We start from the raw sequence: 22,151 nt of genomic DNA on the forward strand, positions 1-22,151 counted from the left end.
CGCGTCCGTTCCTGGCACATACTATGTGTGAGCTGCGCGTGTGCAACATCTGTTCTTGGCGTGCAACATGTTAGGCGGCTCGTTGCTTTTATAGCTCGGGTGTACCATGAACGACGGTTTGATTTGGCGCTGTCGAGAGGACGGAAAACTTGGTTCGACGTGGTTCGCATCCGCGACTTTCTGTGATCCTCGTTGTCGAGGGTTCACCCAGCTATGCGATGCGCGCGCTCGAGAGCGTCCAGAACCAAGACCTCTATGATCTGCAGATTGTTGTCGTATTCCGCGATGTCGCACCGGGTGTGCGCCATTCGCTCGAGGTTGCCGCCGGCAGAGATATTCACATCGATTTGATCGACGTCGAGGATTCGGCGTGCGGGGCATGTCTCAAGGCCGGTTTTGCCGCCTCGCGTGGATTGCAGATAGTTGCCATGAACGCCGACGAGTGGTTTGCCCCGCAGTCCCTTTCCAAGATGGTCGATGTTGCATGCGATGCTGCGGCAGACATGGTGATTCCCACGGCATCGCTCGACCGCTACGATGCTCATCGTGAGCGCCATTCGCGCGTACTGGATGCCACCTCTCTTACGATCGATGACCGTGCTTCTTTGGCTGCTGGTCTGTCTCAGATGATTTCCGGCGGCCTGATTGCCCAGACTTCCGGTGTGATGTACAGCCGCTCGCTGTTCGAGACGTGCTTGTCGCGCGACCGTGCGTTTCGCTCGATTGGGTTTATGACATGCGCTCTTTCGCAGGCGCAACGCATATCCGGGTGCGGTGGCGCCTGTTTCCATACGGTGGCGCCACAGCTCACAGATGCTTTTGATCCCACATTGTTTGCCAAGCTTACCGATGACGCGCGGGCGCTTGATGTGCTTACTGATTCGCTTGCCGAGGCGAGCAGCGACACGCAGCTAAAGGTGGCGAGCCATATGTTTTACTTCGCCGGGCTGGTCGCCTGCATCGAAAATTTGTGCTTGAGCCCGCATGGGGTTTCTTCAATTGAGCGTTCCGCTCGTATGCGTGATATGCTCGAGGCATCTCGGACTCGTCAGATGGCCGCGGCACTCAGCGACAACCATCGTGGACTCGGCCTGTTGTTTGGACCGATTGCCCGTGCCAAGCCTGCGCGTTGCGTGATGTATACGCACCTGGCTGCTTTTTTTAACCGGACGGGAGCCAAAATCGCCTAAGATGGCTATGTTCGAAATAATCTTGCATGGAATTGTTTCGAAATGCGTTCTTATTCACAAATACCCTTAAATAGCGCTAAACTATTCAATCACTGATTGATTGTCTCCGCCATCTATGGAGTGAGGTTTTGTATGGCTAAAAAACGCAATGGGCGCCAGGATGCCATCAGAGATATCGTGCGCAACAAGGACGTACGCACACAGCGCGTTTTGGTAGACGAGGTGCGTGCCATGGGTTTCGATTGCACGCAGGCGACCGTTTCGCGCGACATCGCGGATATGGGACTGCGTAAGCTCCCCGAGGGCATCTATGTCCTTGCCGAGGACCTGCATTTGCAGCGCATGGTTTCCGAGTTGGTTACCGGCGTCCTGCGCACCGATAATCTGGTTATGATCAAGGCACAGCCCGGTACGGCTTCTGGTATTGCCGCAGCCGTCGATGCTGCGGAGCTGCCCGATGTGCTTGGCTCGCTTGCCGGCAACGACACGATCCTGGTCATTGCGCAGACGGCCGAGGACGGCGAGCGCCTTGAGGCGCTCATCAACAAGCTGAGTAACTCTCGTAAGTAGGGGATGCGCGGCGTGCGCGTCGATACGTATACGCAGTTTCATAAACTTGTAGAGACGCCGGCTAGAGCCGGCGTCTTTTTGTGTCGGTGCCTGGAGACGAACGGTGGCATTGTTCGGGTAAGACGAAAAAGGGGCCCGCGCAGCGTGCGTGCTGTCCGAGCCCCTTTGCTGGCTATGGCTGGCTACTGACCTGTTGAAGGATCGGGCGTGGGGGTAGGCGTGGGAGTGGGAGTAGGAGTAGGGGTGGGGGTAGGAGTAGGAGTAGGAGAGCCGCCCTCGCCGCCACTGCCGTCGCCGCCGGTCGTACCATTGCCGCCGGTCGCACCATCGCCTCCGGTTGCACCGTTGCCGCCGGTCGTATCGCCACCCGTGGTCTCGGTCGTTGTGGTAGTCGTCGTTGTGGTGGTGGTTCCCTCCTTGTCTTCGTCTCCCTCGTTTTCCGACTTCCTGGCGTTGCTGGTGCCGTAGAACTTCCAGACGTTATTGTTCTTGTACGTGGGAGCCGTTCCGGTCGGGAATTCCTCGCGCCCGGTCCCCGCAAGAACAGTGTTCATAAACTTCTTAAAGACGGGCAGATTGGTGCTATCGTCCAGCAGGTCCATGCCGTACTTTTGGATGGGAATCTCGCCTGCGGAATAACCGGTCCACAGGGCGCATGCCAGCTGCGGCGTGTAGCCGCAGAACCAAAGGTTGGTGGTGTTGTCAGTGGTACCCGTCTTGCCGGCATAGGGCTGGTTGACGCTCAGCGCGCCGGCGGCACCCGTACCACTGCCCTGCATGACGCCGGTCAGGACGTCGGTCACTGCCGCGGCCTCGCCGGTGGAGAGCACCTGCGAGGGGTTATCGGTGTGCTGGTACAGTACCGAGCCAGTTCGCGAATCAATCTCGGTGATGGCGATCGGCTGGCGATAGTAACCGCCGTTGGCAAACGTGGCATAGGCCGCGGCCATCTCGAGCGGCGAGATGGAGCCGGTACCGAGCGTCATGACGGGAACGTCCTCGATATTGTCCTTAGATGGATCGATGCCGAGCTTTTTGACGAGGGACATGATCTTGTTATTGCCGATAGCCTCTGCAACCTGGATATAGCCGGTGTTGGAGGAGTATGCCGTCGCCTGCTTGAGCGTGATGGTGCCGTAGCTCTGGTTGGCATAGTTTTGCACCTTGGTCGTGGTGCCCTTGGCTGTAAGAGGCGAGTTGCAATTGAGGGTGACGTTGGGGTTCATGCCGTTTTGGATGGCAGTGGCCAGCGTAAAGGCCTTAAACGTGGAGCCTACGGGACGCTTGGCCGTGGCGTGGTTCACGTGGTTCTCGTCGGCGTTATAGTTGTAGCCGCCCACCATGCACTTGATGTAGCCGGTCTTGGGGTCGACGACGACCATGCCCATGTCCAGGCCGTCGAGCGAAAGCGTGTCGAGCTGGGCGCGCACGGCCTCCTCGGCAGTCTGCTGCATGGTCGGGTCGATGGTAGTCTTGACGGTTAGGCCGCCCTTAAACAGTACGTCGGTGGAGAACTCCTGCTCCAGCAGCTGCTTAATATAGGCGACAAAGTAGGGCTGCGAATACACGTCGACGCCACTGCCCGAAATCTCGGTTACGTTGAGGGTGATGGGCTCTGCCTGCGCGGCGTCGTGCTCCTTCTGGGTGATGTGGCCCAGGCGCAGCATGTTATCGAGAACCTTGTTGCGGCGAGACAGTGCCAGATCGGGATTGACCGTGGGGTCGTACTGCGAAGGCGAGTTGGGAAGGCCGATGAGCAGCGCGGCCTCGCTCAGGGTGAGGTCGGCGGCGCTCTTGGACAGATAGGTCTCGGCTGCGGCCTCGATGCCGTAGGCACCGTGGCCGTAATAGATGGTGTTGAGGTACATCATAAGGATCTCGTCCTTGGAGTACATCTCCTCCATCTTGATGGCGATATAGGCCTCGCGCACCTTACGCTCGATGGTCGAATCGAACTGCTCCTCTTGCAGGATGGTGTTACGCACCAGCTGTTGGGTGATGGTCGAGGCGCCCTCATGGCCACCGGAAAGGGTCGCCACTGCTGCGCGAGCAATGCCCCACAGGTCGATGCCGCCATGCTCGTAGAAGCGCTCGTCCTCGACGTCGACGGTGCCCTGCAGCACGTACGGGGAAACCTGGTCCTTGGTGATGGACTTGCGGTTTTGCGTGCAGAAGCTCGCGATCTTGTTGCCGTTGCAATCGACGATCTCGGTGGGTTCACTCACCAGATAGGCGTTGGCGTCGGTATAGTCGGGCAGATCGGACAGCCAACGATTGACGTTGCCGATCATGCCAATCCCAAACGCTACGCCCGCGATGAGCAAAAGGCCCAAGAACGAGAGCAGGATCATGGGCAGGGCATGCGTCTTGGAACGACTGCGCCCCTGTCGTTGGCGAGGACCCATATATTGACCTCCAGGTATGTCGTGCCGGGCGGCGGGTGCGCCGCTGGGGCAGGATGGACATAAGTTATTACACGATAAACCAAACGAGGCGCGCGAGGCCTCGTGTATGCTGGATGACGGTATTTTTCAGAGTGAATGCATACCTTGTTGGTAAGGAGCAAGCCGATGGCGATTCGGACGACGGGGCCGAGTGGACAATGCGATAACGAGCCGGGGGCTGCCGAGGCGGCGCTGCCCGAGCTGCTGGCGCCTGCCGGCGGACTCGATCAGATGCTCGCGGCGATTGCAGCGGGTGCCGATGCCATCTATGCGGGCCTGGGCGGGTTTAACGCCCGCGTGAGCGCACGCGGCTTTACCGACGACGAGTTCGCCCGCGGCTGCGTCGTGGCGCATGCGCACGGCGTGCGTGTATACGTGACCCTCAACGTGTTTGTGTTCGACGACGAGTTGGCCGACGCGGTGGCGCTGGGGGCACGCGCGCAAGAGTTGGGTGCCGACGCCTTGATCGTGGCGGATGCCGGTCTGGCCTGCGCGTTGCGCGCGGCGATTCCCGGGGTCGAGATTCACCTGTCCACGCAGGCGGGCGTTCATAGCGAAGGCGCCGTACGGTTGGCTGCCGACGAGCTCGGGGTCGAGCGCGTGACGACCGCCCGCGAGCTGGCGGTCGACGAGATTGCCGCCCTGTGCGCTACCGGCGTGCCTATCGAGGTGTTCTGCCACGGCGCGATTTGCATTGGATATTCGGGCGCCTGCGAGTTTTCGGCCCTGCGGCGTGGACGATCGGCGATGCGCGGCGACTGTACGCAGCCGTGTCGCTTGGCGTACGACCTGGTGGACGAGGCGGGGGAGAGCGTCGTTTCCGTGGTGGGCGATCGTCTGCTGTGCCCGCGCGACTATCTGGGCATTGCGCACCTGCCCGAGCTTGTTGGGGCCGGGGTGGCGTCGCTCAAGATCGAGGGGCGCATGAAAAACCCCGACTACGTGTTCAACGTGGTGCGGGTGTGGCGTCGTGCACTCGAAATGCTGCGCGATGGCGCGTGGGATGCCGCTGCCGTGTCGGCGCTCGAGCGCGAGCTGGGCCGGTCGTTCAACCGCGGGTTTACCGATGCGTATCTGCGGGGGCGATCGGGTGCTGAGCTCATGAGCTTTGAGCGTGCGATTAACCAGGGCGTGCGCGTGGGCCACTTGGTTGCTGTGGGTCACGAAGAGGTGACCGTCGAACTCGATGCCGCCGTGGCCGCAGGTGACACGCTTGAGATCCGGTTCTATCCGGGTGCCGATGCACGCCCCGATGTGCCCAAGCGCTGGCCCCAGGTGCCCTGCCCGGTGGATGCAGCGGCGGGGGAGCGCGTTGTCGTGCACTGCAAGCGTAAGGTGGATGCGGGATGCGAGGTGTACCTGATTCGCAGCGCCGGTGTGTTGGAGCAGACGGCGACGGCGCTGGGGCACATGCGGGTCGAGGCAGACGCGGTCGTACCCGTTGCACGAGCCGTTGAGATGCTGCCCTTTGAGGCCGCCGTGACTGTTGGCGACGTGCCTGAGGCGGCGTTGACGGAGCCGACGGAAAGGGGGGCTTCCGATCGCATGGTCTTTGCCTGGCGGCTGATGGATGCCGACCCGTGTGGCGAGCGTGATCTGTCCGATGCGACCGTGGTGCTCGACGAGGTCTGTCGCGCAGCCGATGCCTCGCGTACCCGCTCGCTTATGCGGCGTGCCGGGCGCGTCGTCTGTCGTAATCTGGGACAGGTGGCGATGGCGCGTGAGCTGGGCGTGGCGTTTGACGTTGCGGCACCGGTGTTTTGCGCAAACCGGGTTACGCTTGCCTGGCTACGCGGGCTCGGCGCGGGCCGTGTGCATTTGCCTGCCGAGCTTGTCGCCCACGATGCGGAGCGTGTTGCCGTGCTTGCCGCTTGCCCCGGTGTCTCGGGGTCTGTTGACGCCGACCGTCCCGAGCTCATGGTGTGCGAGCACTGCTTGCTGACTGCCGAGGGCGCCTGCGCCACGGATGCGACGGGGCAGGTCCGTTGCCGTGACTGCTCGCGCCGTCAGCGGGCGCGCTTTTTGGTCGAACGTGACGGCACGCGTTTGCCGGTCGTTATCGACGCGTGCGGCAGGACGAGGATTTTCCTGTCGTAGGTGTTCGGCCGCGCCGTTTTGGTTATTATGAGTGGGTTTATGAACTTCGAGCACCGCCGTATCCGGTGAGGGTGCTATAGCAAAAGGAGGATACCCAATGCTGTCTGTCGACGAGCAAATGCGTATCATCACCTCGGGCGCAGCGCAGATCGTCCCCGAGGCCGACCTTCGCAAGAAGCTTGAGAAGGGCGAGCCCCTCAACATCAAGCTCGGCGTCGATCCCACCAGCCCCGACCTGCACCTGGGCCATGCCGTGCCCCTGCGCAAGATGCGTCAGTTTCAGGACCTGGGCCACAACGTCACCCTCATCATCGGTAACGGCACCGCGCTGATCGGCGACCCCTCGGGCAAGAACTCCACCCGCCCGCAGCTTTCGCAGGAGCAGATCGAGGCCAATGCCGAGACCTACGTGAGCCAGGCCATGAAGATCCTGGATCCCGAGAAGACCACCATCGTGCACAACGGCGACTGGATCCTGTCGATGGATCTGGCCGGACTGCTGCAAGTGTGCTCCAAGTTCACCGTCGCCCGCATCCTCGAGCGCGACGACTTTACCAAGCGCTACCAGTCCCAGACGCCGATCGCTCTGCACGAGTTCCTGTACCCCGTGATGCAGGCCTTCGACTCCGTTCAGATCAAGGCCGATGTGGAGATGGGCGGCACCGACCAGCTCTTCAACCTGCTCGCCGGCCGTGAGCTCATGGAGAAGATGGGCATGGAGCCGCAGGTCGCGCTTACCATGCCGCTGCTCGAGGGCACCGATGGCGTGCGCAAGATGTCCAAGTCCTACGGCAACTACATCGGCCTGACCGATGCTCCCAAGGATATGTTCGGCAAGACCATGTCCATCCCCGACGAGATGATCGGCAAGTACTATCGTCTGGCCAGCTCGCTTACCCCGGCCGAGGTCGACAAGATCGACGCTGCCCTGGCCGACGGTTCCGCCGATCCCTATGAGCTCAAGCGCGCTCTGGGCCGCGACCTGTGCGACACTTATCACGGCGCCGGTGCCGGTGACGAGGCTCAGGCCGAGTTCGACCGCGTGTTCAAGGAGGGCCAGCTTGCCGACTTCCCCGAGAAGCATGTCGAGCTGACCGTCAACGACGAGGGCCAGATCTACCTCGCCGGCCTGCTCAAGGACCTGGGTCTTTCGGCGAGCGCCGGCCAGGCCCGTCGCGACATTGACGGCGGCGGCGTCAAGATCAATGGCGAGGCGGTGGCTCCCAAGAGCTATAACATCGACCCGAGCGCCCTCAAGCTGGGCGACACCCTCTCCGTAGGCAAGCGCAAGGGCTTCAAGTTGGTTTAGTTCCGCCGTTCTACCGAACGGCGGACCGGCCGACACTGCGCGGACCGCATTTGGACAATCTGACGTTCAACTTCAAGGGCGCGACCAGAAGGTCAGCGCCCTTTCGTTTCACGTCACCTTGTCTCAAATGCGGCCCGCTCGCTGGCGCTGCCAAATTATCGGCGCTGCCGTGGTTGGCACTTGGGGACGTTCCTTTTGTGCCGGCACTCTGGGACACCCCTTGTATTGGTGCTCAGCAGCAGTCCCCATTGCGATCAGCGGCGTGTGTCGTTAAGCGGAGAGGCGTGTTGCTGGCCCATCGTTTGGGCATACAATGACTATTAGTTTGCTGCGGTGAAGGTCTGTCCGCTCCGCAACTTTTTTCTACAGTAGAAGGAGTATATATGTCCGTTGAGGTCATGAGGTCTGTGATCGAGGCCGCCGAGGGTCGCGTGCCCGTCGACACGCTGTTTACCAATGCGAAGATTGTCGACGTATATGGCCAGCGTGTGGCGCCCGGTAGCGTTGCCGTCAAGGACGGTGTGATCGTCGGCGTGCTCTACGATGGTCGCGACGATGCCGCTGGCACCTACGAGGCAACTGAGGTCGTCGACTGCCAGGGTCGCTATCTCACTCCCGGTTTTATCGACGGGCATCTGCATATCGAGTCTTCGAACATCCGTCCCGCCGAGTATGCTCGCATGGCCGCGACGCGCGGCACTACCACCGCCATTGCCGACAGCCACGAGATTGCCAATGTTGCCGGTCTCGACGGCTTGCGTTTTATGATTGAGGACGGCCGCCGCGCACCCATCTCCATCAAGTACATGATGCCTTCGTGCGTGCCCGCGCTGCCCGACGAGCAGGCCGGTGCCGTTATTTCGGCTGCCGATATGCAGGCGTTTTTTGCCGAGCATCCGGGCGATGTCTTTGGTCTGGGCGAGATGATGAACCTGCCGGGCGTCTTTATGGCCGATCCCGAGACCTGCGCCCGCATCGATGCTGCCAACCAGACGCCGTCCAAGCAGGTCGACGGCCATGCGCCGCTCGTTGCCGGTAAGGACCTCAACGCCTATGCCGCAGCGGGCATTATCGCCGACCACGAGTCGACGATTCCCGAGGAGGCACTCGACAAGCTGTCCCGCGGCATGTATGTGATGCTGCGTGAGGGCACGTGCAGCCACGACCTGGCCAATTTGTCCCCGATGCTGCTGGAGAACCCTGCCCGCGCCCGCCGCTGCTGCTTTGCGACTGACGACCGCGCCCCTTCCGATGCACTTGCGACCGGCATGATCGACAATGCCTGCCGCGTGGCCATCGAGGCCGGCATTGACCCCGTGGTCGCTATCTCTATGGCGTCTCTCTCCACGGCCGAGGCATTTGGCCTGGATCACGGCTGCCGCGACCCGCACGAGCTGCGTGGCGCCATCGCCCCAGGCAAGCGTGCCGACCTGCTGGTGCTCAATGACTTGACGTTTGCCACGGCTCCGCATCGCGTATATGCCGCTGGTGCTCTGGTGGCGCAGGACGGCACCTTTGTGGGCGAGATCGCGCCCGAGATGGCCGAGGTTGCGGCCCTTGCCGATGAGCTGCGCGCCTCCGTTAAGCTGCCGAAGCTTTCGCTCGACGTGTTCGACTATGCCTTTAAGCCGGGCGAGGCCGTGATCGACGTGGTGCCGGGTAAGGCCATCACGGGCATGGCCCGCCCTGAGAGCGCCGAGGACTTGCGCCGCATTATGCTGATTGAGCGCCATGGCCGCGGCGTGTCACTGCAGGCCGAGGGCGCCGACGGTGACGGCCCCGCGGGTCTGGGCCTGGTCGGCAAGCATATCGGCCGCGGTTGGGTGCGCGGCTTTACCATCACGGGTGGTGCCATCGCTTCGACGATTGGCCACGATTCGCACAACGTATGCGTCGTGGGCGATAACGCTGCCGATATGATGGCGGCTGTTGAAGCCGTGGGGCAGGGCGGCCACGTGCTGGTGCGCAACGGCGAGGTCGTGGCGCGTATTCCGCTGGCGCTCGGTGGCCTGATGAGCGAGGGCACGGCCGAGGATGTCGCCGCGCAGCACGACGACTTTATGGTCAAGGCGCGTGCCATGGGTATTGAGCCGCCGCTCGATCCCATCATGGGCATCATCTTCCTGCCCCTGCCGGTGATCCCGACGCTCCGCATCCGCCCCGAGGGCATGTTCGACGTCACCACCTTCATCTACGCCGACTAGTCATCGGGGACGTTCTTAAACGACTAGTCGTTGGGGACGCTCTTTGGCGTGTCGCCTGACGCTGCGACCGTGGGACCTCTGGCGCGCGTGAGCTATTTGCCAGGTCCTTGTAACGTTTATGTCTGCGGGGTCTTATTCGTGCTCCCTTTGGGTACGGTGGGTTCGGATAGATGCCCGATTCCAACAAGCCCGAAGGGAGCTTTTCTATGTTTAAACTGATTGCATCCGATATGGACGGCACGTTGCTTGACGACAACAGCCAGGTGCCTCCCGAGACCTACGAACTGATTTTGGCGCTACGCGAGCATGGCGTGCATTTTGCCGTATCGTCAGGCCGCCGCTACGATCGCCTGTGCGAGTTCTTTGCACCCGTTCGCGACAAGATGGACTTTGTCGCCGCCAACGGCGCCCAGGTCTACGCCGACGGCAAAATGGTAGACCGCGAGGTGTATTCGCACCTGGCGGTTCGAAAGCTCGCCCAGGCCGTCGCGACGTTTCCCAATCTGCATCTTGCGCTCTTTGACCGAACCAAGTCCTTTTTGCTCGATGACGAGAGCAAGTTCGTGCGCGAGGTCGATAAGGACCTTCCCAATGCCGAGCGCATTTGGGAGCTGCCCGATCCCAGCGTGAATATCATCAAAGCGAGTATCTTTTGCGACGACGGTGCCGTTATGGACAGTGCGTACGTGCTACAGCGAGAACTCGGTCAGCTCTTTACCTTTGCGCCTTCGGGTAACGCATGGATCGATGCCATGCAGCCCGGTGTGTCGAAGGCTTCGGGCGTCGAGCAGCTCGCGGAGCATTATGGCATTGGACGCGATGAGGTCATGGCGTTTGGCGACTCGATGAACGACTACGAGATCATTCGCTTTGTCGGCACGGGTTGCGCGATGGAAAACGCGCGTCCTGCACTCAAGGCAGTCGCCGATCGCGTGGTGGGGTGCAACCGCGACCACGCTGTCCAGCAAGAACTCCGCCACGTTCTGGAGAGCCTCGCCTAATCCGGCAGATGGGGACGTTCCCGTTCTGCCGGCAGCCGGGGACAGTCCTCGCGGTGCCCCGCGAAGAGTGTCCCCAACGACTACTGTGACTGGGGCAGCTAATTTGGGACGGGGCTATTTTAGCTACCCCACACAAGCGGGCAGCTAAAATAGCCCCGTCCCAAATTAGCTGCCCTGCCGGGCTGCTGCTAGGCGAGGGCAGCCATGATGGTGCGGGCGACGCCGTCGTGGTCGTTGTCGAACTCGGTGATGGCGTCGGCGGCGCCCCGGTCCTCGGGCTCGGCGTTGATCATGGCCATGCCGTGGCCCGCTGCCTGCAGCATGGGGATGTCGTTGATGTTGTCGCCGAAGGCCCAGGTGTCGACGAGACGCTCGCCCAGGTGCTCGCATAGCCACGTGAGGGCCGTTCCCTTGGTGGCGCCCTCGCCCATGACCTCGATATTCATGGCGTACGAACGCGTGACCTCAATGCCGCCGAGCGTATCGAGCGCCGCGGCGATGGCGTCGCGATCGGCCGGGTCGTGCCAGTACATGGCGATGCTTTCGAGCGTCTCGACCTCGTCGATCTTGCTGTCGATATCCATGTCGATCGGTGTTCGTGTGCGCTTGAGCGAAGCCGCGATCGAGTGGACGGCTCAAAATGCGCGTAGCACGTGAGGCATCGGTGGGCACGTCGTCGTTGAGCTGCCAGACGCTGGCACCGTTGGCGCAGACCGCGTAGTGTACGGCGGGGTGGGCGAGCATGGGCTCAAAGATGCCCGACAGCGGGCGCCCCGTGCAGGGCACAAACTCAATACCGCGGCGCGCAAGCTCGTCGAGCATCGCCCAGGTGGCGTCGCTCATCTGCTTATCACTCGTCAGCAGCGTTCCATCCATATCGGAAAACACAATCATTCGTCGCGATCCTTTCTACTGGCATAAAAAGCGTGGCCGAGGGCGGTGATGCCCTGGCCACGCTTGGGTTCTATAACGGTTCACGCCCTAGCGATCGGCGAGCGGCTTGTACTCCAATGGCTCGATAACCGGGCGATACGCGGGACGGATGATGCGGTGCGCGCAGAAGAGCTCTTCCATGCGGTGCGCCGACCAGCCGGCCATGCGGGCGACGGCGAACAGCGGCGTAAAGAGCGTCTCGGGCACATCGAGCATCTTGTAGATAAAGCCCGTGTACAGGTCGATGTTGGCGCAGATGGGCTTGGTCATGCCGTGATCGCGCATCACTTGCGGGGCCAGGCGCTCGATGCGCTCGATGAGCGCGAACTCCTCGCCCAAGTCCTTCTTGGCGGCAAGCGTGCGCGCGTAACGGCGGCACACCTCGGCGCGCGGGTCGCTCAGCGTGTAGACGGCGTGGCCCATACCGTAGATGAGGCCGGTGCCGTCGAAGGCCTGCTTGTCGAGGATCTTGCCCAGGTAGGCCGCGACCTCGTCCTCGTTTTCCCAGTTGGAAACATGCGCGCGGATGTCCTCGTGCATGGACACGACTTTAGCGTTGGCGCCGCCGTGGCGCGGACCCTTGAGCGAGCCGATAGCTGCGGCGTAGGCAGAATACGGGTCGGTGGCCGAAGAGGACAGCACGCGGCAGGCGAACGTGGAGTTGTTGCCGCCGCCGTGCTCTGCATGCAACATGAGCATCACGTCGAGCAGCATGGCTTCGTCGCGGGTGAATGCCATGCCGCCGCGGAGCACCTGCAGGATGGTCTCGGCGGTGGAAAGGCCGGGTGTGGGGTGCGGTACATGAACCTCGGAGCCGCGGCGCTTGGCGACCGAGGCCATATGCGCGAAGGCGGCGATGCGGGGGAGACGGGAGAGCATGGAAATGGCGACGTCGATCTCGTGCTCGGGCGTAATGACGTCGGGCTCGGCGTCGAAGGCGTAGAGCAGCAGCACGGCGCGCTGAAGCACATTCATGATGCTTGACGACACCGTGGTCATGGGGAACTCTTTGACGTACTCGTCGCTCAGATGCCTAAAGGCGCCCAGACGTTCACAAAAGCCGTCGAGCTCCTCTTTGTTGGGCAGCGAGCCCGTGATGAGCAGGTAGGCGACCTCTTCGTAGCCATAGCGATTCTCGGCCTGGGCGTTATTGACCAGGTCCTCGATGTTGTAGCCGCGCAGCGTGAGCTTGCCCTGGTCGGGCACGACCTTGCCATCGATCTTGTTGTAGCCGTGCACGTCCGAGATACGGGTAAGGCCCGCGACCACACCCGAGCCGTCGGCGTTGCGCAGGCCGCGCTTGACGTTATGCTCGACGAACAGACCCTCGTCATACGGATCAGTCGGCAGGCCGTGGTAGAGGTTTTCGCTTTCGGGTGAAATCTGGCGGCTCGCCTCATAATCCAAGACCAGGCGGCTCAGATGGTCATCGAAGCGGTAGTAGATTTTCTTGGCGTCGTAAGCCATGCGCGCTCCTCTCGGTGTCGTGTGTGGGCGGCGTGCTTGGGTGCAGATGCGCCAGCCTGTTCCCGCACGACCTGTTCGCTACAGGCGGTACATAAAGTTAAAGACATCCTCGCGCTGGATGGACACATTGACGCCCGAAAGCTCGCCGGCCTCGGCAAGCGCCTTCTGGAGTTCGGCGAAGTCGAGTTTGGACTCGGCGGTGTCGGCCAGCATGGTCATGGTGAAGATGTCTTCGATAATGGACTGCGTAATGTCGCGGATGTCGACGTTGGCCTCGCCCAGAACGCGGGTGACGCCGGCGACGATGCCGGGGCGGTTCTTGCCAAGGACGGTGATGACGATGCGGGAGGACGAGATCTCGGCCATGGGAAACCCTTTCGCGTGGTTGCGGCGTGCGCGGGGCGCTCCGCTACGGTACAGTGTTCATCATTGTACCTGTCTGGCGCAGAAAAGGCGCGCTCGCTGCGGCGTTACATGCCTGCAACATGAGCGTAAGGGGGAAGGCCGTACGGGGAAGAGCCGTCTGGCGCGTGTCCGGCTCGTGTTGGGTTGATTTCCGATCTCAGCCGAACACATTGAGCGGACAGGCCGTTCCCGCAGTCAGCCGAACGCCTCCGACGGCTGATTCCGAACTGGAAGCGGAGGGCATCCCCGCCCTTCGGTAGGGGATACCGCTCCGCGGCGCATGCCGCGGGCGGCGCCCCTATCGGACCACCGTGACCTCAGTTGGGATGGGCCCAGCACTGCCGCGTACTCGGTGAGCTAGAGCCAACTGTTCATCTTCACGTCGCGTATGGCGATATTTCGGTCGTCCGGCTCGGTGATGCCGTAGCCGAACGCCTGGAGCGTCTCGATGGACTCCTGGATCCTCTGTTGGAACATGGGACCCGGATCGACCCTCGGCCCGAGGTGCCCGCGCCAAAGGCACGGCGTGGCGCGCAGCATGTTATGGATTTTGGAGATGGGCTCGATGTCGGCGTAGACGTTGAGCGTCGCCATGGCGTCCTTGTGGCCGAGGATCGATTGGAGCGCCTTGATATCGCCGCCTTGGCGGATCCACTGCGTTGCGAACGTGTGGCGAAGGCCGTGGAGCGTGATCAGCTCGTCGTTGGTGCCCATGAGGCCGTTGGTCTCCGAGAACGTCTTGAACGCCCTGCGGATATAGCTTGTCGTCGCGAAGGTCGCGCCCGGCTCCGACAGGATGTAGCAGTCCCCGATCTCGACCGCCCCGGTAAGGCCGCGCAAGCGCAGCTTTCCGCAGTCGATCTCGTGGGTCTCCTTCAGGAAGGGGAGTAGGCCGACCGGGTCGATGGGGATACCCCTGGCGTCATGGGTCTTGGTGTCCTTGATGAACGAACCCATTCCCTTCGCGTACGCCACCGAGTGTCTGATCGAGATCAGGCCCGTCTCGAAATCCACATCGCACCACCGAAGGCCGCAGACCTCGCCGATTCGCATCCCCGTGTGCAGGGCGAGTACGACCGCCCTCTAATCCTCGGCGGACCAATCGAGTCCGAACTCCTTTCGGGCATCCTCTTCGCTCATGACTTCGAGAAGGTCTCCGGGTTGGCAACGAAGGGCGAGGCATAGCTGCTCGAGTGTGTTGAAGCGAATGCCGCGAATATGCCCTTTTTTAATACGGGACAGGTTCACGGGCGTGGTTCCAATCCTTTCGGCAAGTTCGTTCGAGGATATCTTTCGCTCGGCCATGATCTTGTCGAGGCGAACAATTACGGGCATGGCGTTTCCTTACGCAATCTCGTCGGAGTCGAGGTACAGCTCTCGGGCGTACAAGAAGAGCTGGGAAAGCATGAACAGGACGATGCCGAGAACCAGAGAGGTCCAATCGAATGATGAAGCGATCTCTTGGGCGCCGACGGCCCCCTCGCCGCCAAACATCGAAACGGAGGTTTTGAATGAGCCGGCGTAGAGGCTGGTGGCAGCTTGAACAACGAAGAGAATGCCGAGCACCTTCAAGCATGTCGCAGACCCTTTCTTGAAGGGGTCTCCGCTCTTGATCGTCCACGCGAGAACGGCGCTGAGGATGGTCGTAGCGATACCGATGACGGCAGGGACCAATGTCGAGATCGCAAGGGCTGGATACGCGGGGGAGTCTGCAATTACAGGGTTGTCGAGCACTTCGATTGCTGGCTTTAAGGAGAACGCCACTTGTGCGATGGCGGTGGCGCAAAGGGTCGCAGAGGCTATCGCACATGCGATGCGGAAGGAATGAAGCCGGGGAGTGCGATTGTCGGAACTCATAATAACCTCCGAAGAATTTAAAAAACTCAGGTTACTTTTTAACAGTTTATGTTAAATTGACTTTGACGGCAAGTAATCACAGCATGCTGCAACCGAAACCCCTCTAGATTGGAGAGGATTATGTTCAGTACTGTTAAGTCGTGTAAGCTCTTGGTTTTCTTCGGCCTCGCTCTTTGTCTGTTGCTGCCGGGAGCCCCCGCTTTTGCGGATACCCCGATGCCTCCTTCCCAGGAGAGCAGCCAGTGTACCCTCGTTGAGCCCCTCGGGTATACGGACGACGTCGTCGATACCTACTGGAGCTACAGCTGTCCTCGCGGCGTAAGCGGGCACAGCATCTCGATGTTCAACATCTCTTACAAGACGATCTCCTACCGAAATGGCTATCGCCGATCCGCGCATCATAGGGAATCCCGCCTCGCTGCAATGTGCTCCTGTGGTGTTCTTGGCACAACTGATAAATGGCAATTTGTCTATAGCACCTACTAGATGCGAGGAAGGGCCGAGCATTTTGTTCGGCCCCTCTGTTCCGACTGGATGAGGTTAAGGTTGGCGATGAATATGCTCAAAATCTCGAAGGCGATCTTTAGGTCGCTTCTCTCCTCCAGGTCGCTCTGTGTTGTCGTTGTTGCGTTGATGGTTCTTTGTGCTCTGCCCGTCTTCAGGAGCGCGGCTGGCATCGACGGACGGGTCGAATACCTCGAGTCGGGAATAACCCGTGTTGAGCAGGAATTGTCAGCATCCTATGCGGATGCGCTTGTGAATGCGGGGGAGGACGGTGTCTATACCTCTTCATCAAGCATGCCCGCGCTTCTGTACCCTCTTGCCGCGGGACGTCTTATCCTGGCACCGCTCTCTCCCCTACTTCCGTTTCTGCAGATATCGGATGGAGAGTACACCTATTATGACGGATCGAAGGAGTACTTGCTATGGGTCGCAACGGCCGTTGCCGTCTCGTTCCTTGCCGCGCGTCTTAACAAACGTGAAAAGCTCATCATCCAGGCACCGATGGGCGAGCTGGGTAGACTTGTTGCATCGAGCGTATGGGCGAGTGTTTTTGCAATGCTTGCCGTCCTCGCCATCAATCTTCCAGGGATAATCGCCGCGCTTGTGAAGAATGGCCCGGGCTCGCCGTTCTATCCGATAGGCTACATTCAATATGCGACTCCGGTTATCAAACCGGCTTGGCTGGTGTTCGCGCAGACGGCCATCTTGCAATTCTTGGTGGCAGCGTTCATCTCGCTTGTCGTTCACCTTGCCGTGAAGATTGCCAATAACCCTACGCTTGGAATCGTGTTCGTATGTGCCCTGATGGGGGTGACGATGGTTCCCGGGTATTACGGAAGATCCATCGCTTTACGTGAGTTCGCCCTGTTGAATCCCCTTACGTATGCGAACACTGAGTTGACCGTCGGCGCCTATAGCCCGTACCCGACAACGCAGATAGTGAATCTGCCTGGACTTTGCTTCGAGCGTGGCGCGATTGCCCTCGTATGCGCAATCGGGATCGAGGTGCTGGCAATTAGCCTGCTTTGCGTTGCTGGAAAGAGCGGCTGCGCGTGCCCGATATCCCCGATTTGTCTTGAGAGAGGTTCCTTCACTGCATCGAGAACGGCAACTCGTTCGAGCGCTTGTGCCTCCGCCGTTGCATACGTAAGAACGATGGGGAAACTGCTCCTGCGTTCTCCTACCCTCGCCGTATGCGCGATTGCAATGTCGACGACGATGCTGGCCCCGGCTCTGGTCGAGATGTTTCCTGACGCTGATAACGTTTCCGCTGTTCGGTATAGGGATGGGGAGCTCCGTTCAATAGATCGGTATCTAGAGCAGAACACTGCGAATATGGACGTCGAGGGCAAAGCGGCCCTGGAAGACATGCGGGATGCTCTTTCGGGTTTCGTGTACGCGCCTATGCCTGCGGAGGGGTTTCGAAGCCTTGCGATGTACGAGCGCGCTCGAGGTGAGCTGGGCGCGGCAGATGCGACTCTCCTGCAATCGATCGGAATCGAGCCGGAGACTCCTTCTCGTGCGGAGGCGCGCGCCCTTCTGCTTGAGTCGATCGCGAGCTTGCCGGACCCCAAGGTTTACGAGTTAAGTACGAAGATGCCCCCATTAATCCTCCTTTCGTATCTCCAGGCAGCGCTTCCCTCCTTATTTTTGCTGTTGCCCGTGGTTGTCACATCGCTCGCGTGCACCCACCTGCAGTGTCGTTCCCTTCTGGTTCTCCAGATCCCCGCAACAGCGCATGTGCGTTTTCTGACGGCTGTTGCGCTGGCTCTCCTGCTTGGCTTGGTGCTGCTTTTGGTGTCGATGGTTCCCGCTGTCGTTGTGTCCGTGATTAAGAACGGTGCGGGTGGATCGGAGTATCCCGTCGCTCTCATTCGGGCGGGAGCTTCGACAACGTCCATGGTGGGGGAGGCGGTGTTGTGCAGTATTCCGTTGCTGGTCATGGCATACGGCGTGATTTCCGTCGTCGCTGCGTTGACAGCAGCGATTAGCCGCAACCCCGTTGTCACCGGAATGGTTTGCGCGGTTCTCTTGGTGTTGGGTTCGTTGAGCGCTCATGTTGAAAGCGTGGGCATGGGCGTCGCGCTGCTGGCTCCATTCGCCTCGTTTGATCCCGCTTCCCAGGTGGGGACGATTGGGTTCCTTGGGCGAGGGACGAACGCGATGCCTTTTGGAGAGGTCGTCGGCGCATCGGGCGCTCTGCTGGTGGTCTTGGGCGCCGTATCTCCGTTGATGGTGCGCCTGAGTGTTCCAAAGATCGAAAGGGGATGATCTCGATGATTGACCTTCAAACGCTGACGATCTCTTATGGAAAGAAGGTGCTCGTAGATTCGGTGAACGCTGAGTTTGCCCCGGGTACGGTCTACGGTCTCGTCGCTCCGAACGGGCATGGAAAGACGACGTTGCTGCGTGCGATGGCAGGTTTGCCGGGTCCTCGCGTGGACGGGAGCATCGTTCTGGATGAGGTGCAGGGTACGGGTGCGAGAGAGGTCCGTTCTATGATCTTCTATGCACCTGGTGAGGGGACGCTGCTGTATCCCGGATTGCGTGCGGAAGATCACCTCAAGATGGTTTGCGATATGTGGCCGCATGCTCGCGATATCGAAGAGATAGTGGAACAAACGCAGATAGGCGAGTTCGCGAAGATGAGGATCCGCACTCTGAGCCAGGGCATGAAGCAGCAGCTTACCCTGGCGATTGCGTATGCGACGGGCGCGCGGTACCTTCTATTAGATGAGCCCATGAACGCGCTCGACCCCAGCAGGGTGGACTTGCATTCCGAGATTCTCAGGAAGCTGGCCGATTCTGGTACGTGCATCATCATGTCATCCCACATCTTGGATTCGGTCGATAGGCTGTGCGATGAGATTCTGTTTTTGAAGGATGGGAGGCTCATTAGAAGCATTCCGCAAGATGATGCTGCGCCGAAGTCTCCTGGATCCCATTTCGCAAAGCCTGCCGGACGCGCCGAGGGTGCGCTAAGCACGTATCGGCGACTCTACGAAAAGGGCGGGTAGAAATGCAAGTTAAAAATCTATGTGGCCAATGTGATACCGTTGAACCCGCGTATCGATACCGTTCAGCCATTCGCCTCGCCCCCATCTTACGCATCTTCATCCGGTCTGTTACTTTTAATCTAACAATTCTTTGAGGAACGTAGGTGCTTCCAAATGTACTGTCGACTTCTTCTCAAACTAATCCTAAGAGACAAGGCCGTATGGATCTCTACGCTCGTTCTTGCTGTAGCCTTCTCCATCCCCATTGCGTTCAATTCACCCATCTACGGGCCCTTCTTTATGAAGCAGGGCATGCAGGGCTTTGTCGACGCATTCAATACGCGCGCGCCCCAGGCCAGCGGCACAGACCTATCGCCAGAGCAGCAAGATGACGCTGAGCTTGCAAGATACGCGAACGCCGCCCTCGCCGCTCAAACCGACGCCGCCTTTCTCGACTCTGCCGAGAGCTACTACGCGCTCATGGACGAGGGCTTCCAATCCGGGTCCATCGTGGGGGACCAGGAGACCAATGACGCAGAGCTCGCATATTGCCGCGCTCTGAGCAGCTCCGGCATCGCGGATATCCCGGCCTCCGCAAACGACCTGCCGTTCCTCTCCTTCCTGCCCTACGCCATTGCCCAGGCGCCGTCCTTCCTTCCCTTCATCCCCTTCCTTCTCTCGTCGATACTCGTGCTCGGCGCCACAAGGCCCGGGACCCTGGCGGCGAAGGCGCCCGCGCCCAAATTCCGGCGCCTTATCCAGATCGTGTTTTCGATAATCGGCGCGGGGACCGCGATGCTCCTCGCCGGCCTTGCACCCGGGAGCATTTGCGCCTTGGCCCTAAACGGATTCGGGCAAATTGGGTACCCGATCGTCTTCTTCCATGACGGCGCGCTTACCACCACGACTGCGGGAAACGTCTTCGCAGCCCTGCTTCTCGCGCTGCTTGCGGGCGGAACCTTGATATCCGTTTGCTCCGTCGTCCTATCGACCGCAACGAGGCGCGTCTTCGCGGGCCCCCTTGCCTCCGCGTTGCTTGTCGCGGCCCCGGCATTCCCGTTATTGTCCGATTCGGCGCTGGGGCATAATGCCGTGCTCGGGCTCCTGCCGCTGGCCGTGTTCTCGCCTATCGAGGCAACGGGTTACGTGGGATGCTTCCCGACGGAATTCATTGGCTCCGGTTCGGGCGGCGCATCGATGCTTGCCGTGGCCCTGGTATACGTCGCGGTCCTTTTCGCGGTCGGCGCCGTTGCGACACGTTCCCCCAAACAGCCTGGACCCGCTAAAAAGCACCATGGGCTCGAGCTTCTGGACGTGAGCGTGGGATACGGAAGCACGACGATACTTTCAATCGGATCGCTTTTCTTGAGCCCGGGAGCGGCGGCGGGCCTCATTGCTCCCAACGGCTCGGGGAAAACCACCCTTCTTGAAGCGCTGTCGGGCCAATTTCCCACCCGCATCCGCTCGGGAAGCCTGTTGGCAGACGGAATCTGCCAACGTCGATCAGCCGAATTCGCAGAACTCGTCTACCTGAGCTCTTCGGGCGGCGCGGATCTCTACCCCACGCTATCGGCCATCGAGCACCTCTCTTTCGTTAGGGAGGCGTGGAAATCGGCCGCCGACATCGACTCGCTCTGCAACTCCCTCGGAATCTCCCCATATCTCGACAAGCCGACCCGTAAACTCTCGACAGGAATGAAGCAGCAGGTAAAGCTTGCCATGGCGATAGCGACCGATTGCCCGTACCTCATCCTCGATGAACCGCTGAACGGCCTCGATCCGGGAAAGCGGAAAACCTCCTGCGACGCGATGCGCAGCGAGGTGGCGCGGGGACGAAGCGTGCTCATTTCAAGCCATCTGCTCGACGACCTGGCAGACCTCACCAACTCGTTCTACTTCATCGAGGCCGGCACGCTCGTGGAAAAGATCAAGTCGTCCTCGCAGACGCTCAAGCAGGAATACCTCGATACATACGAGAGAGGTGAATGACATGAAACTATTTGAACAGCTGAAGTCCAATGCGTCGCGCATGGCTGTCTACGCCATCCTCGTGGCAACGGCTTTATGCGGAATCGCGGCACCCGTCTATGCGCTCAACGGAGAGAAAGGCGATGTCGAACCCCTGTACATGACTTCGACGGTTAAGGACCGGTACAAAGCCTTCTCTGGAGACACGTTTTACGTAGCAGAGTACGACACGACCTACCGTCAGCTTCGCTACAACAAGGGCTACGACTATCTAGGCGCAGAGGCAATCAGCTATACGTCGGGTTGGTACCGCTCCAACTATGGACACATAACCCAGTTCAAGTGTAACTACCGTGTGTACAACTAAAGCAACCGGCCGGGACGAGGGGTGACGCAAAAGCGTCGCCCCTCGTTTTTAACCATGTCAACTGAACCTAGTTCAGTTTGGTTGATTTCCGATCTCAGCCGAACACATTGAGCGGAAAGGCCGTTCCCGCAGTCAGTCGAACGTCCCCGGGGCCCTTCTCAGGCCCCGGGGACGGCATTTTCCCAGTTGAAGGAACGGTGGAGATGTGTTTCGATGGGTCAGATTCGTGTCGTTCCGAAAAGACCGTGAACCTTTTGTGGGACACGCGGCGCCGTGGTACCATAGCCTAGTTTGTTGTCTTGGTCGGAAACCAAGACGCCTTATGCGCTGATCGGTAACCAGCGCCTGACCAATAAGGAGTCCTACCATGAAGCAGGGTATCCATCCCCAGTATGTCGAGTGCACGGTGACGTGCTCCTGCGGCAACACCTTCAAGACGCACGCTACCGTGTCCGAGATGAAGGTCGAGCTTTGCAACGAGTGCCACCCGTTCTACACCGGCCAGCAGAAGTTCGTCGACACCGGTGGACGCGTCCAGCGCTTCGCCGACAAGTTCGGTGGCGCCGCGGCCGCCCAGCTCAAGAAGGCTGAGGAGGCCAAGGCTGCCAAGGCCGCCAAGGCTGCTGAGGCCGAGGCCGCTCGCAAGGCCGCCGCTGAGGCTAAGGCTGCCGAGAAGGCTAAGCGTGCCGCCAAGTTTGCCGAGGAGGCTGCCAAGCAGGCCGCCGAGGCTCCCGCAGAGGCTCCCGTCGAGGAGGCCGCTGCCGAGGCCGAGACCACCGAGGCTGCTGAGTAAATAGCTCACCGCGGAATCGCTCGCATTCATGGCATAAGGGCCGTGC

19 protein-coding genes are annotated in these 22,151 nt (G+C 60.5%); 11 read left to right on the forward strand and 8 right to left on the reverse strand.

Annotation, left to right across the window (positions count from 1 at the left end):
* Positions 1-149 precede the first annotated feature (149 nt).
* Positions 150-1,190, forward strand: coding sequence for a glycosyltransferase (locus GT495_RS03305; RefSeq protein WP_161162672.1), 1,041 nt, complete (start codon positions 150-152; stop codon positions 1,188-1,190).
* Positions 1,191-1,322: 132 nt separating this feature from the next.
* Positions 1,323-1,760, forward strand: a complete 438-nt coding sequence (locus GT495_RS03310) for an arginine repressor (protein ID WP_161161475.1) — start codon at positions 1,323-1,325, stop codon at positions 1,758-1,760.
* A gap of 182 nt (positions 1,761-1,942) precedes the next feature.
* Here GT495_RS03310 and GT495_RS03315 read toward each other — a convergent pair whose 3' ends face one another.
* Positions 1,943-4,165, reverse strand: coding sequence for a transglycosylase domain-containing protein (locus tag GT495_RS03315; RefSeq protein WP_161161476.1), 2,223 nt, complete (start codon positions 4,163-4,165; stop codon positions 1,943-1,945).
* A gap of 165 nt (positions 4,166-4,330) precedes the next feature.
* Here GT495_RS03315 and GT495_RS03320 point away from each other — a divergent pair, with 165 nt between their 5' ends.
* The 4 genes from GT495_RS03320 to GT495_RS03335 all read left to right on the forward strand — a co-directional run bounded on the left by GT495_RS03320 (position 4,331) and on the right by GT495_RS03335 (position 10,815).
* Positions 4,331-6,301 carry a U32 family peptidase gene (locus tag GT495_RS03320; protein ID WP_161161477.1) on the forward strand — a complete coding sequence of 657 codons (1,971 nt, stop codon included), beginning with the start codon at positions 4,331-4,333 and terminating at the stop codon, positions 6,299-6,301.
* A 97-nt stretch (positions 6,302-6,398) separates the two neighbouring features.
* On the forward strand, positions 6,399-7,610 hold the full coding sequence (tyrS, locus tag GT495_RS03325; protein ID WP_161161478.1) for a tyrosine--tRNA ligase: 1,212 nt from the start codon (positions 6,399-6,401) through the stop codon (positions 7,608-7,610).
* A gap of 383 nt (positions 7,611-7,993) precedes the next feature.
* Positions 7,994-9,814 carry an adenine deaminase gene (locus tag GT495_RS03330; RefSeq protein ID WP_161161479.1) on the forward strand — a complete coding sequence of 607 codons (1,821 nt, stop codon included), beginning with the start codon at positions 7,994-7,996 and terminating at the stop codon, positions 9,812-9,814.
* Positions 9,815-10,020: 206 nt separating this feature from the next.
* The gene (locus GT495_RS03335) at positions 10,021-10,815 is read left to right on the forward strand and encodes a Cof-type HAD-IIB family hydrolase (RefSeq protein WP_161161480.1); all 795 of its coding nucleotides are present in this window, start codon (positions 10,021-10,023) and stop codon (positions 10,813-10,815) included.
* Positions 10,816-11,003: 188 nt separating this feature from the next.
* Here the strand turns inward: GT495_RS03335 and GT495_RS10825 are convergent, their stop codons facing one another.
* The 7 genes from GT495_RS10825 to GT495_RS03365 all read right to left on the reverse strand — a co-directional run bounded on the left by GT495_RS10825 (position 11,004) and on the right by GT495_RS03365 (position 15,477).
* The gene (locus tag GT495_RS10825; protein WP_240128081.1) at positions 11,004-11,399 is read right to left on the reverse strand and encodes an HAD family hydrolase; all 396 of its coding nucleotides are present in this window, start codon (positions 11,397-11,399) and stop codon (positions 11,004-11,006) included.
* Positions 11,281-11,709, reverse strand: a complete 429-nt coding sequence (locus GT495_RS10830) for an HAD family hydrolase (RefSeq protein WP_370457579.1) — start codon at positions 11,707-11,709, stop codon at positions 11,281-11,283. Before GT495_RS10830 ends, GT495_RS10825 begins: the two co-directional genes overlap by 119 nt.
* A gap of 87 nt (positions 11,710-11,796) precedes the next feature.
* On the reverse strand, positions 11,797-13,215 hold the full coding sequence (locus tag GT495_RS03345) for a citrate synthase (RefSeq protein WP_161161481.1): 1,419 nt from the start codon (positions 13,213-13,215) through the stop codon (positions 11,797-11,799).
* A 78-nt stretch (positions 13,216-13,293) separates the two neighbouring features.
* Complete coding sequence (locus GT495_RS03350; protein ID WP_006235289.1) at positions 13,294-13,581, reverse strand: ACT domain-containing protein; 288 nt, start codon at positions 13,579-13,581, stop codon at positions 13,294-13,296.
* A 396-nt stretch (positions 13,582-13,977) separates the two neighbouring features.
* Positions 13,978-14,685, reverse strand: coding sequence for a site-specific integrase (locus tag GT495_RS03355; protein ID WP_255451703.1), 708 nt, complete (start codon positions 14,683-14,685; stop codon positions 13,978-13,980).
* Between the two features lie 18 nt (positions 14,686-14,703).
* Positions 14,704-14,955 (reverse strand): helix-turn-helix transcriptional regulator, encoded by a 252-nt coding sequence (locus GT495_RS03360; RefSeq protein WP_006235292.1) that lies wholly within the window; start codon positions 14,953-14,955, stop codon positions 14,704-14,706.
* A 9-nt stretch (positions 14,956-14,964) separates the two neighbouring features.
* Positions 14,965-15,477, reverse strand: coding sequence for a hypothetical protein (locus GT495_RS03365; protein WP_161161483.1), 513 nt, complete (start codon positions 15,475-15,477; stop codon positions 14,965-14,967).
* 552 nt (positions 15,478-16,029) lie between these two features.
* Here GT495_RS03365 and GT495_RS03370 point away from each other — a divergent pair.
* The 5 genes from GT495_RS03370 (at position 16,030) to rpmE (ending at position 22,105) form a co-directional block, all read left to right on the forward strand.
* Positions 16,030-18,252, forward strand: coding sequence for a hypothetical protein (locus GT495_RS03370; protein WP_161161484.1), 2,223 nt, complete (start codon positions 16,030-16,032; stop codon positions 18,250-18,252).
* Positions 18,253-18,257: 5 nt separating this feature from the next.
* Positions 18,258-18,998, forward strand: a complete 741-nt coding sequence (locus GT495_RS03375) for an ATP-binding cassette domain-containing protein (RefSeq protein WP_117769450.1) — start codon at positions 18,258-18,260, stop codon at positions 18,996-18,998.
* A 279-nt stretch (positions 18,999-19,277) separates the two neighbouring features.
* Positions 19,278-20,966 carry an ABC transporter ATP-binding protein gene (locus GT495_RS03380; RefSeq protein ID WP_161161485.1) on the forward strand — a complete coding sequence of 563 codons (1,689 nt, stop codon included), beginning with the start codon at positions 19,278-19,280 and terminating at the stop codon, positions 20,964-20,966.
* Position 20,967: 1 nt separating this feature from the next.
* The gene (locus GT495_RS03385) at positions 20,968-21,312 is read left to right on the forward strand and encodes a hypothetical protein (RefSeq protein ID WP_161161486.1); all 345 of its coding nucleotides are present in this window, start codon (positions 20,968-20,970) and stop codon (positions 21,310-21,312) included.
* A 367-nt stretch (positions 21,313-21,679) separates the two neighbouring features.
* A complete protein-coding gene (gene rpmE / locus GT495_RS03390) occupies positions 21,680-22,105 on the forward strand; it encodes a 50S ribosomal protein L31 (protein ID WP_006235303.1) in 426 nt (141 codons plus the stop codon).
* The last annotated feature ends 46 nt before the right edge of the window (positions 22,106-22,151 follow it).

It is taken from the genome of Collinsella sp. BIOML-A6, from assembly GCF_009875845.1.
Taxonomy (GTDB): domain Bacteria; phylum Actinomycetota; class Coriobacteriia; order Coriobacteriales; family Coriobacteriaceae; genus Collinsella; species Collinsella aerofaciens_H.